General features: G+C 59.2%; 7 protein-coding genes. 2 read left to right on the plus strand and 5 right to left on the minus strand.

Going from position 1 to position 16,652, the window contains the following annotated elements:
- The 3 genes from AC0L27_RS07825 to AC0L27_RS07835 all read right to left on the minus strand — a co-directional run bounded on the left by AC0L27_RS07825 (window position 1) and on the right by AC0L27_RS07835 (window position 2,120).
- Window positions 1-681: a sigma-70 family RNA polymerase sigma factor gene (locus AC0L27_RS07825; RefSeq protein WP_473318515.1), complete on the minus strand. Its 681-nt coding sequence runs from the start codon at window positions 679-681 to the stop codon at window positions 1-3.
- Entirely contained in the window at window positions 678-1,043 is a 366-nt protein-coding gene (locus AC0L27_RS07830; RefSeq protein ID WP_473318516.1) for a response regulator transcription factor, read from the minus strand. Before AC0L27_RS07830 ends, AC0L27_RS07825 begins: the two co-directional genes overlap by 4 nt.
- Window positions 1,044-1,433: 390 nt before the next feature.
- A complete protein-coding gene (locus AC0L27_RS07835; protein WP_473318517.1) occupies window positions 1,434-2,120 on the minus strand; it encodes a haloacid dehalogenase type II in 687 nt (228 codons plus the stop codon).
- 335 nt (window positions 2,121-2,455) lie between these two features.
- Here AC0L27_RS07835 and AC0L27_RS07840 point away from each other — a divergent pair, with 335 nt between their 5' ends.
- Entirely contained in the window at window positions 2,456-7,756 is a 5,301-nt protein-coding gene (locus tag AC0L27_RS07840) for a trifunctional serine/threonine-protein kinase/ATP-binding protein/sensor histidine kinase (RefSeq protein ID WP_473318520.1), read from the plus strand.
- Between the two features lie 471 nt (window positions 7,757-8,227).
- Entirely contained in the window at window positions 8,228-13,387 is a 5,160-nt protein-coding gene (locus AC0L27_RS07845) for a trifunctional serine/threonine-protein kinase/ATP-binding protein/sensor histidine kinase (RefSeq protein ID WP_473318523.1), read from the plus strand.
- Between the two features lie 389 nt (window positions 13,388-13,776).
- On the opposite strand, the gene AC0L27_RS07850 is transcribed toward AC0L27_RS07845, so the two are convergent.
- Together AC0L27_RS07850 and AC0L27_RS07855 are read right to left on the minus strand one after the other, a co-directional pair.
- Window positions 13,777-15,378 carry an MASE4 domain-containing protein gene (locus AC0L27_RS07850; protein WP_473318525.1) on the minus strand — a complete coding sequence of 534 codons (1,602 nt, stop codon included), beginning with the start codon at window positions 15,376-15,378 and terminating at the stop codon, window positions 13,777-13,779.
- Between the two features lie 122 nt (window positions 15,379-15,500).
- On the minus strand, window positions 15,501-16,415 hold the full coding sequence (locus tag AC0L27_RS07855; RefSeq protein WP_473318528.1) for a helix-turn-helix domain-containing protein: 915 nt from the start codon (window positions 16,413-16,415) through the stop codon (window positions 15,501-15,503).
- Window positions 16,416-16,652: the final 237 nt, after the last annotated feature.

The following is a 16,652-nucleotide window of genomic DNA, read 5'->3' on the forward strand; positions in this document are numbered from 1 at the left end:
CTACTCACCTTTGTCTTGGTCCGAAAGCCTCGCAATGTCTCGAGAGACCATTGCCGCCAGTTTTTTCATCCCGCGATGGATATTGATCTTGACGAGTTCGACTGACTGGCCGGTCGCACCGGACGCTCGGGCGATGCTGAAACCATTCAGCTTGACGAGGCGGATCACATTCTCTTGCGCGGGCTTCAGTCGGCCCAGCAACTGGTCGACTGCGACGACGCTGATTGCCGCGCTCTCGTGGTCTTCAATTGCAGTCTCTTCCTCTGGTGCGAGTGCCTTGTAGCGCGATGCGTCACGGACCCGATCGACCCACTTGTAGCGGGCAATGGCCGCTACCCAGGCGCCGAACGGCTTCGACGGCTCGAACGTGTGGCGCTTGGCGTGAATGGCCAAAAGCGCCTCCTGCCTTGCGTCGTCTGCAGCGCAATATGGGAGCCGCCGAGCGTAGTAGGCGCGCAACCACTGATTCAACTCGCGTAGCAATTGCTCATATGCTGCTTGATCTCCCGAGCGCCCAGCGAGCATCAGCTCGGACCATCGGCGCGAGCGATTTCTCCATCTGTCTCCGGATACCGCGCTGGACCGATCCAGGCTTGCGCGGGCGACGTTGCTTGGGGGCCGCCTGCCAAGCGACTGCACGGACATGCCTGCTACAGTATCGTGTTGCGAGAACGCGTTCATCGTCGAAAGCTCTTGTCGAGACACTCGAGCAGGACGCTCGTTTCAAACGGCTTTCTGATAAGGCAAAATGCGCCGATCGATCTTGCTTCCTCGTCCAGCTGCTTGTCCGGAAGACCGGTGATGAGGATCACCGGTGATCCTATCTCCTGTCGCTGGAGCTCCCGAACCAGGTTTAGCCCGCCCATACCCGGCATATGAACGTCCGCTATGATGCAATCAAAGCTCGAAAGCTCAGTGTAGCTCAGTAGGGCTTCAGCTCTGTCAAACGGTTCAGAACGAAATCCGACCGATCGCATCAAATCCACCAAGGACAGGCACAGGGCCTCGTCGTCATCGACGACTCCGACAAAAGGAACCTTCACCTGACTTACCCTCGCAAGACGCAATCATCACCGGCATGCGATCGCAACGAGGTCGATCGGCGCACAAGCCGCCTCCCCGTCGACCAGGCTATCGATATCGCGGCGTTCGACAATGGTTCGCGAGAGGCGCATGTTCGATGCCCCGTATAAGAGCTTTCCAGCAGCTCCGCGGAGGCTTGTTGCGCAGCTGAGCCTGGAGCATGCGGTCAGTTGATTTCCTCCACAATCTCACGGTTGGGATGCACAGACCCATACTTTGGTATGGGTTTTGCCGGCGCGGGGAACCAGGCGGGCATCGCATCAAGGCCCGCACGAGCGAGTTGTGCGCCGATGCTTTCAATGCAACAGCGCGTTCATTGCCCTGTCCTCGTGAACCGACGCCTGACAAGGTCAGCGTCGCGCCGCGTAACGAGCGATGAGTTGCTGGGCGACATCGGTGAGATCACTGCCAATGATTTGCGGCTGAGGACCAACTCCCATGAGTTCGTTGTCGGCCCGTCTGACAAAAGCGGCGCTCCAGCCTGCCGCTACTGCGCCTAGCGTGTCCCAGGCGTGGCAGGCGACCATGCAGAGCTGCGACGGCTGGACCGCCAGTTCACGCGCGACATGGTCGTAGGTTTGCGGCCACGGCTTGAAGAGCTTCACGCTGTCCACACTGAACAACCCTTCAAAAAACCCCGCGATTCCCCCGCGTTCGAGCTGGTGAGCTTGAACCTCGGCCAGGTTGTTCGTCAGTGTGAAGAGCCGAAAGCCGGCATTGCGCAGGCTCTCCAGTGCTCCCGGCACCTCCGGATAGGGCGGCATCGTAGAGAATTTTTGCCGAAATTCATCGCTATCCGCCCGCTCGAGCCTGACGCCCTGAGTATCCGCAAGCATTTTGAATGCGGCGGCGCCGATATCCGTAAACGGCACATACGAGCGCGCTGCCGTCAGGGCGAGCGAATACAGCACGAGGTTCGCAAACCAATGCCGCACATCGACTTTATCTTGGAATACTCGCTTGAAGACCGGCTCCACCGTCCGGATATCCAGTAGCGTTTCGTTGACATCGAAGACGATCAAAGGAAGGTCGGACATGGTGCAAGCTCCATCTTCGCTTCAACCGGTTCACCTGATCTGCGCAAATTCTGGCTGGATCAGTACACGGTGCCTGACGTCATTCGCGGCAGGGCACGGCTTGGTTACAGCGCGACATGAAAGACCGTCTGACACGGCGAAGGCTCGTTCACGCGGCAGTTACCGGCGCCCCAGATAGATTGCAATGTGCCGGTAACACGCATAGCAAGGTCGTCGAGTACACAAGGTCCAGGATGCGCTTCCGGCACCCCGCAGCCATCCCGGTGAACTGGTCGGCTGGCGGCTCGGGAACCTGAGGAGCCAGTTAGCTCCATACGATTATGGAAAGCCGGCAGATGAACGGCACTTTGGAAAACAAGGTAGCCTTCCCCGAAGTGGCCGATTTCAGAGTTCGCCGGATGCACGATTGTTCAACTACGAATGGAGACGCGGATCTCGAGATCTTGTGCGATGACGGAGCGCGTGTCCTTTGTCGCCAGTGGTCCCGAGACGATGAAGGCAAAGTCAGCAGTATCCTCGTCGTAAGAGCCACTCTGGAGCATCCTCCGGCCGAGGTCCTTGAACGCTTCGCCCACGAACTCGCTTTGCGCAGTGAGCTCGACCGTAGCTGGGCCGTGTGGCCCCTGGAATTGATCCGCAGCGGCGGCCGAACTCTATTGACGTTAGAAGATCCTGGCGGCGAAGCTCTGGAGCAATTGCTCATCGCGCCGATGAAGCTGGATCACTTTTTGGGGTTGGCTATCGCCATCACGACGGCCGTCGAATATCTCCATCGACGCAACCTGGTTCACAAGGACCTGAAGCCGGCAAACATTCTGGTGATTGGGGAGAATGAGGTCCGAATTGCCGGATTCGGCCTCGCATCTCGCGTGCTGCGAGAGCCACAGCAGTTTGAAGCAGCAGAGACCATCTCAGGAACGTTGGCCTATATGGCGCCCGAACAGACCGGTCGCATGAACCGGTCCATCGATTCCCGCAGCGACCTGTACGCACTTGGCGTGACATTCTACCGGATGCTCACGGGTTTACTGCCGTTCAACGCCGCCACTCCATTGGAATGGGCGCATTGCCATGTCGCAAGACTGGCAGTTCCGCCCCACGAGCTGACGAATCGCGTACCGGCAGCCGTATCGGCGATCATCATGAAGCTTCTCGCCAAGACGGCCGAGGACCGCTACCAGACCGCCGCCGGCCTCCGGAACGACCTCAATCACTGCCTTGCGGAGTGGGCCACGCACGGACGGATCGAGCAGTTCCCTCTCGCGCAATCGGATCGGTCGGACCATCTTCTGATTCCGGAAAGACTTTATGGCAGGGAGCACGAGATCGAGGCCTTGCTCGCTTCGTTCGATCGCGTCGCCCAAAGTGGCGTGCCAGAATTGGTCCTGGTGTCGGGCTCCTCCGGAGTGGGCAAGTCCGCGCTTGTCGACGAGATGCAGAAAGCGATAGCGCAGTCTCGAGGGCTGTTCGGGTCCGGCAAGTTCGATCAGCACAAGCGCGACGTACCCTACGCATCGCTCGCACAGGCATTCAGCGGGCTTATCAGGAACCTTCTTGCCAAGGAAGAAGCCGACCTTGCACCCTGGCGCAACGCATTGCGCGAAGCGCTTGGCCCGCTTGCTCAACTCATGGGCGATCTCGTGCCGGAGCTGCGCCTTCTCATTGGAGATCAACCATCTGTCCCCGATGCATCACCGCGAGATGCGCAACGGCGTTTTCAACTTCTCTTTGCCCGCTTTATCGGTGTGTTCTGCAAACCGGCCCACCCGCTCGTTCTCTTCCTGGATGACCTGCAATGGTCGGACATGGCCACGCTCGACCTGATCGAATATCTGCTGGCCCGGTCCGATCTGCAAAATCTACTCTTGATCGCCGCGTATCGTGACGGCGACGTCGAGATGGGACATCGGCTGGCCGCACGACTCGCCGAGATCCGGCAATCCGGCAAGAACGTTCAGGGCATCAATTTGCTTCCCCTCACCCGGGAATCTGTCGGGCAATTCGTGGCCGATGTGCTTCGCCGCGATCTGCCATTCGCTTTGCCAATCGCGGAAATTGTCTACGCGAAGACTCGCGGCAGCCCGCTCTTCTTTACCCAATTTCTACGAACACTGGCGGAAGAGAACCTGCTTCTATTCGATCACGCTGAGGGAGAGTGGCGCTGGGATCTTGCCGGCATCAAGGAGAAGAGCTACTCCGACAACGTTGCCGATCTAGTCGTCGGAAAGTTGAGCGGCTTGCGCGACGACGCTCGTGCCGCGTTGTTGGAGCTGGCGTGCCTGGGCAATGCCGCCGAGATCGAAACTCTCTGCCTTGTGCACGGCACGTCGGAGCAGGCTCTCCACTCGGACTTGAATGAGGCGACACGTCTCGAACTGGTCCGACGCCTCAACAATTCATATGCATTTGTGCACGATCGCGTCCACGAGGCGGCCTATGCGCTTGAACCGGACCTAGACAGGCGAGCCGCCTTGCATCTCCGGATCGGCATGGCTCTTGCCACACAGCTGACACAGGCCGAGCCGAGCGAACGGATCTATAGCGTAGCCAGCCAACTCAACCGCGGCGTCGCCGCTGCGAAGACCGGCGACGAGAGAAGCACGATCATTGCCATCAATCTCGCCGCAGGTCAGCGCGCGCGCGGTGCGACAGCTTACCATGCCGCCGTAGTTTACCTTGAGATGGCCCGCAGATTGATCGAGGAAAAACGGTCTGCGCAGCATAGCCAGATCGCCTTTTCGATCGGCCTGCTCCACGCTGAATGCAAGTTTCTCCTTGGCGATCTAACCACCGCAGAAGCAGAGTTACGGGCCTTGTCGCAGAGCTGGTCCGATGTTGTGCGGAGTGCGGAGGTCACGAGCCTTCGTGCGCAGCTGTACACCGCTGCGGGACAACTGGAGCCGGCGGTCGACGTCTGCCTGGCATTTCTCCGGAAGGTCGGAATTGACTGGCACCCTCATCCGACTCGCAGCCAAGTTGACGAAGATCGTCGACGATTGCGAGCTTTGGCCGAAAAATCGTCTGACGAAGAGCTTTGTACACTAGCGCCGATGGCCGATCCGGATCATCGCGCGATCATGCGCGTCTTGGCCGACCTCGTCACACCTGCGTTTCTCACGGATCGCAACCTATCCGACATCATGCTCATGGAGGCCACCCGGCTGACCCTCGAACACGGGATCAGCCCTGAATCGTGCTATCCGCTGACCGCCATATTCGGTGTGCTCGCGAGCGATTCGACCGACGCGGAACTTGCCTTTCGCCTCTCGCAGTTCGGCGCGTCTCTCGCTGAGACACGCTCGAAGACGGGGCTGAGCGGCCGTGCTCTTCTGGTATTTGGTCTGCATGTGACTCCATGGATCCGTCCCGTCCGATCCGGAAGATCATTCGTTCAGCGCGCCCTCGACATCTGTCTGACCACCGGAGATCTCGCCTTCGCGGCATATTCGCATCGGGGGCTTCTGGCGCTGGATCTATTCAGCGGCGAAGCACTTCCAGGCGTTCTGTTGCATGCCGAGCAGGCGCTGGGATTTGCGGAGGCCTTGGGTATCCGGTTGAATTCCGAATGCCTGGCGACGCAGCGGGCGCTCGCGCTCAGCCTGATGGGGCGTGATGCGGCTCTCGATTTGCGAAAGCCGAGTTCAATTGGCGCCCCGGCCACAACCGAGCCGTTGAGTTCGTTCTTCGACTATGTCGTGCGGGTCCAGCTCGCGGTTCTTGCCGGACGTAGCCATGACGCCATCGCTTTCGCTCGATGCGCAGACGAGTACGCGTGGTGCGCCAGAGCCTATTGTGAGTTCGCCGAGTACCGGTTCTATACAGGGCTTGCGCACTCCGCCGCCTATGACGAGGCGCCGGAAGAGGATCGAGAGCAACACGTCATTTGCCTTCGCGAACAATATCGCAAGCTGGTTGCATGGTCCGACCGCTGCCCGGCCAATTTCGCCGCCCGTTGCACGCTGATTGCCGCAGAGCTGGCGCGGATCGAAGGCCGCGAAATCGAAGCCGAAAGGCTGTACGAGGCAGCAATACAGTTGTCGCAAGAAGGTGGGTTCCTGCAGATCGAGGCTATTTCGGCAGAGCGCGCGGCTGCGTTCTACGAGATGCGTGGCATTCGTACGGTCGTACTGTCGTACGTCACGAATGCACGAGATTGCTATGCGCGCTGGGGCGCGAGCGCAAAGGTCTACCAGCTCGAGGAGCGCTATCCGAGCATCCGAGAAAAGGGACGTGTCGTCAACGCCGCCAATACTATCGGCACGCACGTCGAGCAGCTGGACCTGGCAACGGTTCTCAAGGTGTCCGAAGCCGTCTCGGGCGAGATCGCGCTGGATAAGCTCACCGAAACCCTATTGCGTTCGGCGATCGAACACGCCGCCGCAGAACGCGCCGTGCTGGTTCTGCCGCAAGGCACGGAACTGAGAGTTCGGGCGCAGGCAGCAATCGGCGACGGCTCTATCGCCTTTGACTTGGCAGATTTGCCCCTCTCTGGCGAGGCATTGCCGCTATCGATCGTACTTTACACGGCTCGTACGCAGGAAAGTGTCGTGCTTGACGACGCATCGACGAGCAGCGCGTTCGGTGGCGATCAATACATCCGACAGAAAGGTACTCGGTCGGTCCTGTGTGTCCCACTCGTCAAGCAAGGCAAGGCGGTAGCTTTTCTGTATCTCGAGAATAATCTTGCTTCGCGGGTCTTCACTCCCGGCCGGATCGCGATCCTCAGATTTCTTGCGTCCGAGGCCGCGACGTCGCTCGACAACGCCCGGCTGTACCGGGAGTTGCAGGAGCGGGAGCACCGATACCGAGAGGCGCAGATGGAGCTGGCTCACGCCAACCGTGTGGCGGTGATGGGGCAGCTGACTGCATCCATTGCCCATGAGGTTAACCAGCCAAACACGGCCGTCATTTCCAGCGCCCAAGCTGCATTGACCTGGCTGAATCACCAGCCGCCCGCACTGCAACAAGCGCGGAAGGCGCTGACGCGCGCTGTCGAGAACAGCATCAGGTCGAGCGAGGTCATTGGAAGAATTCGCGATATCGTGAAGAAAGCGCCTCCCAGGCGGGATGCCCTGGCAATCAATGACGCCATTGGTCAAGTCATCGAGCTCACGCAAGTCGAAGCGGCGAGAAACCGGGTCTCGATTCAGACCGAGTTTGCCGACGACCTGCCCAACATCATTGGGGATCGCGTCGAACTGCAGCAGGTAACTCTTAATCTGATCCTGAATGGGATCGAGGCAATGAGTGAGACAACGGAGGCCAGGCGAGATCTGCTTATCCGAACCGCGAAGGCGGAAGACAAAAGCGTACTGGTATCAATTGCGGATTCAGGGCCGGGATTGTCTGCGGAGGGCCTGGCCCGTCTCTTTGAACCTTTTTACACGACCAAGCCGGCTGGTCTTGGCGTTGGGCTGTCGATCTGCCGATCGATCATTCTTTCGCATGGGGGCCGGCTCTGGGCCGAAAATTGCGAAACCCGAGGAGCCATCTTTCAGTTCACCGTCCCTGTCGACGGCGGGCCGAGCTCGGAGCGTGGACTCGACGTGAGCTTCCCGCCGAGCGTTAGGACGCCAGTTGGCGGATGTGGTCCAGCACGGGCCGATAAAAGCGCGTCAATCCGCTCTCCTGATTAAATGTGGCTCATCGCATCATCTGCGGTCCTCGCTTCAACAACCTCAAGCCCCGTACCTCGAAGCTGCTAAGCTACGTCGAATCGAATGGACCATTCGTCCTCCACGAGCAAGACCCTCACCCGCTCCTTTTTTTGCTGCTCTTGGGGGACCATCGTCGGCTCCTCGGATGCTGGTTGAGCCAACCATGCAGAGGCGTGCAACGTTCCAAGCCATTAAGCGCCCGATTGCAAGCCGTAAGCGCCGGCAGGAACAATCTCGGCCCACCCAGATTTCCGATCAAGTCTGCCTGTAACGTTTGCGGCCGCGCCCCCGAATATTGGAGATTAGAGGAGCGACCGAGGCGAAACTGGCTGATTAGCTGGTGGTTGCCGTTGTGGGGGACTTATCCGGGGAGTAGGCTAAAATGAAGAGGCGGTTGGACGCTTCGCGGGTCTTCTCAAGAGGCGGCCGCCTGGCTCCGGAGTCCGGCAGATGAATGTGTCCTCGCCGATCCCCGCGGACGGAGGTGCCGGCCTCGAATTTCTGTGGGAAGACGGGGAGCGTGTCTTTTGCCGCGAATTTCGCACGGGCGCCGACGGCCACGTCAACAGTGTCCTGATCGTAAGGGCCGCTGCGGAGCACCCTCCCGCTGAGGTTCTCGACCGGCTCGCCCATGAATACGCCTTGCGCGACGAGCTCGACCGCTCTTGGGCCGTACGGCCACTTGAGCTGATCCGCGACTGCGGCAGAACCTTGCTGGTATTGGAAGATCTCGGCAACGAGACGCTTGAGCGGCAGCTCGACGCACCGATGGAGCTAGACCGCTTCCTGCGACTGGCTCTCGCCATCACCATCGCCGTCGACCGGCTCCATAGGCGGGGTCTGATCCATAAGGACCTGAAGCCCGCAAATCTTCTGGTGACCGGAGCCGACGAAATCAGGATCACCGGATTCGGCCTCGCATCGCGCCTGCCGCGCGAGCGACAGCAGCTCGAACCACCGGAGACTATCGCAGGCACGCTGGCCTATATGGCACCCGAGCAGACCGGCCGCATGAACCGGTCCGTCGATTCCCGCAGCGATCTGTACGCAATCGGTGTAACGTTCTACAGAATGCTCACGGGCGCACTGCCGTTCACCGCGGCCGATCCGATGGAATGGGTGCACTGCCACATCGCGAGACGAGCTATTCCGCCCGCAGAACGGCTCAACGATGTGCCTGACGCAGTGTCGGGGATCATTATGAAGCTTCTCGCCAAGACGGCCGAGGAGCGCTACCAGACCGCCGCTGGCCTCAGGAACGACCTCACGCATTGCCTCGCCGAATGGCAAATCCAAGGCCAGATTGATAACTTTACGCCCGGCGAAGCCGACCAGCCGGACCGCCTCCTGATTCCCGAGCGGCTATACGGCAGGAAAAACGAGATCGAGGCCTTGCTCGCTTCGTTTGACCGCGTCGCCCGGAGCGGAACGCCCGAGCTTCTTTTGATATCGGGCTATTCCGGCATCGGCAAGTCCGCCGTAGTCCACGAGTTGCACAGAGCTCTGGTCCCGCTCGGCGGTCTTTTCGCTTCGGGCAAGTTCGATCAGTACAAGCGTGACATCCCGTATGCGACGCTCGCGCAGGCCCTTCAAAACATCGTCCATCATCTCCTTGCAAAAGATGAGGCGGAACTCGCTTCGTGGCGCAACGTCATCAGCGAAGCACTGGCGCCTAACGGCCAGCTCATGGTTGATCTAATTCCCGAATTGAAACTGGTCATCGGCGATCAACCGCCCGTGCCGGAGGCTTCACCGCAAGACGCGCTGCGACGATTCAAGCTCGTCCTGCAACGATTCATCGGCGTGTTCGCGCAACCGGACCGACCGCTTGTGCTCTTCCTCGACGATCTACAGTGGCTGGATGCTGCGACCCTCGATCTGCTCGAGGAGTTGCTGATTCTATCTGATCTGCAACACCTCTTGCTGATCGGTGCTTATCGCAGCAATGAGATCGATGCCAACCACCCGTTAAGGCGCAAACTCGCCGCAATTCGCAGTGCGGGCTCGCTTGTCCAAACGCTAAGCCTGTCACCTCTCATTCGAGCCGATGTCAAGCATTTCATCGTGGATGCACTTCGCTCCGATCCGGTGCGCGCCGCGCCATTGGCGCAGCTGATCCATGAGAAGACAGGCGGCAATCCATTCTTCCTGATCCAGTTCCTGCATGCGCTCTCTGAAGAAGGGTTGCTGGCCTTCGATCATGAGGTCGGCCAGTGGCAGTGGGACCTGAAGCGTATCCATGCCAAGGGCTATACTGAGAACGTCGTCGATTTGATGCTTCGCAAGCTGAGCCGCCTGCCGAACGAAACACGGATGGCTTTGCAGACGCTTGCATGCCTCGGCAGCGGAGCCGACATCCCAACTCTGTCATTAATGCTCGGCAGATCGGAACAGCAGGTCCATTCGGATCTCATCGATGCGGCGCGCCTCGAGCTGATCGAGCGTCAGGATCGACGCTACAGGTTCGTGCACGACCGGGTACAAGAAGCCGCCTACGCACTTATTCCCGAGTCGGAGAGGCCGGCGTCGCATTTGCGAATCGGTCGGCTGCTAGTAGCACGCACGCCGCCCGAGCAGCGCGAAACGGCGATCTTCGATATCGTCAACCAGCTCAACCGCGGCCTGTCCCTTGTCGGCTCGCCTGGCGAGCGCGAGCAAATCGCCGAGCTCAACTTGATTGCCGGCCAACGCGCCAAGGCATCCTCGGCCTATAGCTCTGCGCTTGCGTATCTTTCCACCGGAGGCGGACTCTTGAGCGCCGATTGCTGGGCACGGCGACACGAGCTTGCTTTCACACTGGAAATGAATCAGGCCACCTGCGAGTTCCTGACCGGCGAACCAGCCGTCGCGGACGATCGTCTGGCTGCACTGGCGACGCGCGCAATCAATCCGCTCGAACAAGCCGCCGTCGCGTGCCTGCGCATGGATGTCTATACGACGCTTGGTCAATCCAGCCGAGCCGTCGAGGTCGGCCTGGGTTACTTGCGGCGGCTAGGGGTGCACTGGTCTCCCCACCCAACGGAAGCGGAGGCCCGCCGCGAGTATGATCTTATCTGGTCGGGCATTGGAGAGCGCAGTATCGAAGACCTCGTCAAGCTGCCCTTGATGAGCGACCCCGCCTCTCTTGCCACCATGGATGTTCTGACCAAACTCCTGCCGCCTGCCCTCTTCACTGATATGAACCTCCTTTCCCTCACGATCTGCAGGGCCGTCAATCTCGGCCTCGAATGGGGTCACAGCGACGGGTCGTGTGTTGCCTATGTACAGCTCGGAATGGTGGCCGGCCTGCAATTCGGCGACTACAAATCCGGCTTTCGCTTCGGAGAACTCGGCTATGAATTGGTCGAGCAACGCGGAATGGTTCGCTTCCAGGCTGCGACCTATCTAATATTTGGCGCACATGTCGTGCCGTGGACCAGACACTTCAGGGACGCTCGCGATCTCCTTCGCCGCGCTTTCGAAAGCGCGCACAGGAGCGGAGACCTAACCTATGCGGCATATAGCTGCAGCAATCTGAATGGCAATCTCTTCGAGTCAGGCGATCCACTCGTCGAAGTCCTAGGCGAGGCCGAGACGGGCCTCGCCTTCGCCCGGAAGATGGGGTTCGGGTTCATCGAGGATATCATCGCCGCGCAACTCGGACTGTTCCGGACCCTCCGCGGACTAACCCCGAGATTTGGCTCCTTCGACGACGAGCAGTTCCACGAGCTCCGGGTCGAAGAGCACTTCGCAGCCAATCCGAATTTGTGGCGCGCAGAATGCATTTACTGGATTCTCAAGCTTCGGGCCCGCTTCTTCGCTGGCGATCACGCGTCAGCGGTAGACATCCTTTCGAAGCTGCAGCGGCGGCGATGGACTCCACTGACACCAGCGGAGGCCGCTTCGTATCATTTTTATGGCGCGCTGTCTCTGGCTGCACTGCCGGAAGCGATTGCCGCCGAGCCCCGACACATCGACACTATAGCCGCGCATCACCGGCAGCTCCGGGCCTGGGCGGAGAATTGCCCGTACAATTTCGAGTCGTGCGCGGCGCTGGTCGGCGCCGAAATCGCCCGGCTGGAGGGGCGCGACTCCGGTGCAATGCCCCTCTACGAACACGCGATCCGTTCGGCCCGCACAAACGGACTCGTTGTGGAAGAGGGCCTCGCCTACGAACTGGCTGCGAACTTCTATGCGGCGCGCGAATATGGCGCGTTCGCCGATATTTACCGTCGGAGCGCGCGCGCCGCCTATGCCCGATGGGGAGCTGATGGCAAGGTACGGCAGATCGACAATATGTATCCGCACCTTGCGGAGAACGCGCGCGTGCTCATCGCCACCGATACGATCGGATCTCCGATCGAGCATCTGGACCTCGTGGCGGCCCTGAAAGTCTCGGAGGCCGTGTCCGGAGAGATCGTCCTCGAGAAGCTGATCGACATTTTGATGCGCGCGACGATCGAGCACGCCGGTGCAGAACGAGGATTGCTGATTTTGCAGCGGGACACGGAGCTGCGGATCCGTGCGGAAGCGACGACCCGGGGGGGTCCGATCAATGTCGATTTGTGCGATCGCCCGATCTCCCAGATGGAAATCCCGGAATCGCTCGTCCTGTACGCGGCCCGCACACAGGGGAGCGTCATTCTCGACGATGCCGCGGAAAGTGGAGCCTTCAGAGGCGATCGTTACATCCAGGTCAAGAGCTCCCGGTCGATTCTGATTATTCCGCTCACGAAGCAAGGCAGCTTGGTTGCTCTACTGTATCTTGAGAACAATCTTGCCAAGGCTGTGTTTACCCCGACCAAGGTCGCTCTTCTCAAATTTCTTGCGTCCGAGGCTGCGATGTCGCTCGACAATGCCCGTTTGTACCGGGAATTGCAGGAGCGCGAGCAGCGATACCGAGAAGCGCAGATGGAGCTGGCTCACGCCAACCGTGTCGCGATGATGGGGCAGCTGACTGCATCCATTGCCCATGAGGTGAACCAGCCAAACACAGCCGTCATCTCCAGTGCCCAGGCTGCATTGACCTGGCTGAATCACCGCCCCCCTGCGCTGCAGCAGGCGCGCAAGGCGCTGACGCGCGTTGTCGAGAATAGCATCCGGTCAAGCGAGGTCATCGGGCGAATTCGAGATATCGTGAAGAAGGCGCCTCACAGGCGGGATACCCTGGCGATCAATGACGTCATCGGTCAGGTCATCGAGCTCACCCAAGCCGAGGCGGCGAGAAACCGGGTCGCGATCCAGACTGAGTTTGCCGACCGGCTACCCAACGTCATCGGAGATCGCGTCGAACTGCAACAGGTAACGCTCAATCTAATCTTAAATGCCGTCGAGGCGATGACCGAGACAACAGAGGGTAAGCGAGAGCTGCTTATCAGAACTGCGAAGGCGGACGCCGAAAGCGTGGTGGTATCGATTGCGGATTCAGGACCGGGATTGTCTGCAGAGAGCCTGGCCCGTCTCTTCGAACCCTTCTATACGACCAAGCCTGCTGGTCTTGGCGTTGGGCTGTCGATATGCCGATCGATTATTCTTTCGCATGGCGGTCGACTGTGGGCGGACAGCAGTGAGACCCGAGGAGCCGTGTTTCAATTCACCATCCCGGTCGACGACGGACCGAGCATCAGCTAGAGAGCTCGGAAATCGCTGGTTGAACTTCCTCCCCGCGACGCCAAGCTATGTACTGACTTAGAGGCTGGCCGATCGATGTCCGGTCAGAACCTTGCAGCGGCCAAAAGAGCAACAATTTAAGGTCATCAACGCGCCAACACCCGGCGCCTGGCCGGACGATTTCGGCGAGCACCATACATCACTGTAAGGTCGGAAGGTTGGTGGAAGATGCTACACGCAAGGTGCGCGGCGGATGGGCCTCGCACCGCCGCTCAGCTTCCTCACACTGTGCAGCCTTCAGCAGCTGTTCGCCGCTTCGCAACTTCCTCCGGGCCCATGTGAAATGACGCGGCGGCCATAGTTGGAATCCGACGGCTCAGAAGATCGTCAAGCGAATGGGGCCGGTCCAACTAGAACGCGCTGCCCGGATCGACAGGCAAGGTGAAGTTAAAAATCGCGCCGCGACCGTTATCGGAGGTCACCGATATCTCTCCTTTATGCGCCCCGATGATCGACCGGCAGATCGCCAGCCCCATGCCCATGCCGTCTGCCTTGGTCGTAAACATTGGGTTGAATATTCGATCCTCGGCGCCTGGCTCGAGTCCGCTCCCCGTGTCTTGCACTGACACCATCACATATCTGGACTGATAGACGTGGGACTTTATGGAGAGCAAGCGCTCCCCAACCTCGGTTGCCATGGAGTCAATTGCATTCGCAATCAAATTTACCAGCACCTGCTGGAGCTGAATCTGCTCGCCACGGATTCTCGGCAGTCCTTCGTTGAGGTCGGCTTGAACGGTGATCCGATTTGTTCGCAGTTTGTCGCCGATGACTGTCAAGGCTCCCTGGATCACATCGTTTATATCAAGGAAAGTGCGGGGCCGTACGCCCATCTTGAAATGCGTCCGGATATTTTCGATCACGGCATCCGCACGGCTTCCTGCGGTTACGACGCGCCGCAAAGCGTCTTTGGCACGATCGAGCTCAGGCTCGCTGCGATCAAGCCAATTTAATCCGGCGGTTGCACTAGCTGTTATCGTTGTCAGTGGCTGTTTGATTTCGTGGGCAATTGTTGCCGAAACGGCATCGCCAGTCATCAGCCGCGCCTCACGTTCGCGGCGCTGCGCCAGCACGGCGCGGAGCAGTTGTGCGTAAAGCGTCGCTATCTCATGCAATAGCACAAAGAGCACAAGAACGCTCGACACGAAGCCGAAGACGCGGCCAGCATACCAACCGGCGCTGAACCGGGCCAGACCCGGAAACGAGACCAGATAGATCTCGATTGCATAGGCACAAACAACTGCTATCAACCACAGATCGAGTACCGAACGCTGGCGTATCCAGAGCAACGTTAGCGCAACTACATTCAATAGGATTAGAGAACTGGCAAGATAAAGCGCGAAGGTGGAAAAATGGATTGGGTCGAGCATGATGCGGGGCAAGTATGCATCATTAACTGTGACGAGAGTCGTCACGGTACACACAACGGCCAACGTTATCACAACGCTCGAAACAATCGTCATAGCCCCTGACCCCTCCCACGAGCGTCCGGGAGAATTGTCGCCCTCGATCAGGGTGTACGCGATGACGAACGTGGGAAAACCGGCGTACCTCAAAGCGTTAAGCCAATCTGTGCTCTGTAACCCCGCGCCGAGCAGGCCAACTGGCGCGAACGCCCCCGGAAACACCAGCATCCAGGGGATAAGCATGAGCCCCGTGAAGAGATATCCGGTCGCGATTACAAGAAGGGCATACGAACGCAGGATGGCGAATTGGTTGAACAGCAGGACCGCGGTAATTATGTCATTCACGAACATCGCCGTCCCGTAGGCTGGGACGAAGGCGTCGATCTGGCGCAGTTGGATGCTCGATAGCTCTCCTGCCAGGATGAAAAGCGAGCTAAGGAAAGCGAAGATTATCGCAAGGGCAAGCCGCTTCTGCGTCCGTCCCGGTGGCAAGGTCGAAAGGGTGAACGGCTGGTCCTCTTGCACAACCGTATCCGGCTTCATCATTGGAGCCACTCCTTGAGCAGCTAGAACGCGCAGCACGAAACAGCAAAATTGTCGCCCACTACCCTGCCTTCGCTTCAACCCGCTTCAATCGCGCAATGGCTCGGCTCTCATGAGTCCAGGTTCTAAGCATCTGAATGCTTTGCACGCCTCCACTCGCCGGGTGTTAGCCCGACTTTTCGCAAAAACACGCGATTGAGGTGGCTCTGATCCGCAAAGCCGCACTCCAACGCGATTTCGCTGATCGATTTTTTCCCGTTTAGCAGATGCCTGGCACGGTCTATCCGTTGCTCAACAAGCCACTGGTGCGGCGACGTTCCCAGCGTCCTCTTGAAGGCACGCGAAAATTGCCCGGCGGACAGTCCACATGCCTGCGCCAGCTCGGCTACCGAGCGGTCCGCACCGACATCGTCGAGAAGCAGCTCCCTGATCCGAGCCACCTCGTTATCGGACAGCTTTGGGCCGACTGCGTTGCCACTTGGATTCAGGCCGCAATAGGCGACGAGCAGGCGCGAGCGCAGCGCCGAGAACACGTGGTCGACGAACAACATTGGAATTTCGACCGGGCTATCCAATGCCGGCAGCACGGCCCGGGCAAGCGACGTCGCGACATCATCCCTGTACTCTCGCTCGACATCGTAGTTGAAGCCCGAGAAAGTAGAACCAAGCTCGCGTGCAGTCTCGTCGAAGGCAAGATCAGGGATGAAGAAGTTCAACGCCTCGAACGGCGCCATATTGTCTCCTTCCCAATGATAGCGCATGTCGAAAAGAGAAATCGCTCCTGCTCGCATCGCCGGTCGCATCGCGTGATGGCCGTCTTTCCAGACATCTTGCGCCTCGGGATGATCCGTAAGATATACGGTCACCATGTACATATTCTCGCGGAGATGCATTGAAGTCATCTCCGATCCCTGTCGACGCCTGAGCGTGTGCACGGCGTTAAGGCCGGCTTTGGCAAACTTCGCGCCAGCGACCTCTCGAACCAGGCAGATGCCGTCCTTAGGGTCGGACAAGAAGTCCGACGGCTTCTCTTCCACCATCCTCCTTCGACTTCTCACGCTCTGCTCCGCTTGCTGATGGAGATCCGTCCGCTAACTCATGACTCCCGCTTCGTTAAGAGACGTCTTGACGGTCATTGGAATGAAGCCGGTCATCGCGCCGATCAGATTCATCCAAAGCGAACGTCAGGTCTTTTCAAGAACTATGAAGTCGCCTGCCGTACGATATCTCCAGAAGGCGAATGGGTCACCAGCATCCCGCATGCTGCATCGCGACAA

The sequence above is a fragment of the Bradyrhizobium sp. Ken51 genome (genome assembly GCF_055807435.1).